The organism is Corallococcus llansteffanensis (genome assembly GCF_003612055.1).
GTDB classification, from domain to species: Bacteria; Myxococcota; Myxococcia; order Myxococcales; family Myxococcaceae; genus Corallococcus; species Corallococcus llansteffanensis.
Window position 1 is genome coordinate 1 of record NZ_RAWB01001048.1, and the last position, 1,197, is coordinate 1,197.

1 protein-coding gene and 1 pseudogene are annotated in these 1,197 nt (G+C 73.5%); both read left to right on the plus strand.

Annotated features, from left to right (window positions below; translation table 11 throughout):
* Nucleotides 1–149 precede the first annotated feature (149 nt).
* The gene (locus D7V93_RS43230) at nucleotides 150–1,010 is read left to right on the plus strand and encodes a transcriptional regulator (RefSeq protein WP_120648696.1); all 861 of its coding nucleotides are present in this window, start codon (nucleotides 150–152) and stop codon (nucleotides 1,008–1,010) included.
* A gap of 85 nt (nucleotides 1,011–1,095) precedes the next feature.
* Nucleotides 1,096–1,197, plus strand: a pseudogene (locus D7V93_RS47215) (metallophosphoesterase); the annotation flags it as partial.

Below are 1,197 nucleotides of genomic sequence, written 5' to 3' on the forward strand. Positions count from 1 at the left end.
GACAGGGAGGGACCGCGAGCGTGTGCCGGGGGACACCTGACGGGTGGGAAAGAGGCTGCGACATGACGGGTGGTTCGGCGAGCTGACAGTCGCCGGTGCTAGTGTTCTGAAGCGTGGCCTCTCTGGATCTGCCCCTAGCCCAGGCGTTCATGACCGCCCGAGGAGGCACGGAGCCGGCCAGTGCCCTGCCCGTCCTCCAGGAGCGGCTGGCGGCGGTGCTGGAGACGGCCCGTCAGGCCTGGCCCGGGGTGGCGCTGGAGGGCCCGCGCTTCGCGGCGCACCTGGCGCGGCTGGTGCCCGCGGACGGCGACGAGGCGGCGTGGGGCAAGCTGCACATGGTGGACGTGTACCTGGCGCGGGCCGCGGCGGACGGGCTGCCGGCGGCGCTGGCGACGTTCGAGGCGCGGCTGATGCCGGAGGTGGACGCGGCGGTGGCGCGGCTGAAGCTACCGGCGGCCGGGCTGGACGAGGTCCGCCAGCTGTTGCGGCAGCGGATGCTGGTGGGCAGCGCGGACGCCCCGGCGCGGCTGGCGGCGTACCCGGGCACGGGGCCCCTGGCGGGCTGGGTGCGCGCGGCGGCGCTGTGGCTGGCGCTGGACTGGCAGCGGCAGCGCTCGGGGCAGGCGCAGTCGGAGGACGGCGACCTCTCGATGCTGGTGGCGCCCGGGGACGATCCGGAGCTGGCGTACCTGAAGCAGACGTACCGGGCGGAGTTCAGCGCGTCGTTCACGGCGGCGCTGGCGGCGTTGTCGGCGCGGCAGCGCAACTTCCTGCGGCTGAAGTACCTGGACGGGCTGGGCATCGACCAGTTGGGGGCGCTCTACGGCGTCCACCGCTCCACGGCGGCGCGCTGGGTGGTGGGGGCGCAGGAGGAGCTGCTGGACGGGACGCGCCAGCGGCTGACGGAGCGGCTGCGGCTGACGCGCTCGCAGTTGGACAGCGTGCTCAGGCTCATCTCCAGCCAGTTGGACGTGAGCTTGAGCCGGCTGTTGCGCACCCACTCCGAGTAACGCACCGCGCGAGCGCTCCCCTGCCCGTGAGGGGCCCGAGAATCCGGGCGGGGTGGATGCGGGCAGTGCGTTAAGAGGGGGTGAGATGCGAACGCTCTTCATCGGGGATGTGCACGGCTGTGCGAGCGAGCTGGACGCGCTCCTGGAGGCGTGTGGCTGGAGTCCGGGGGACCGGGTGGTGTTGGTG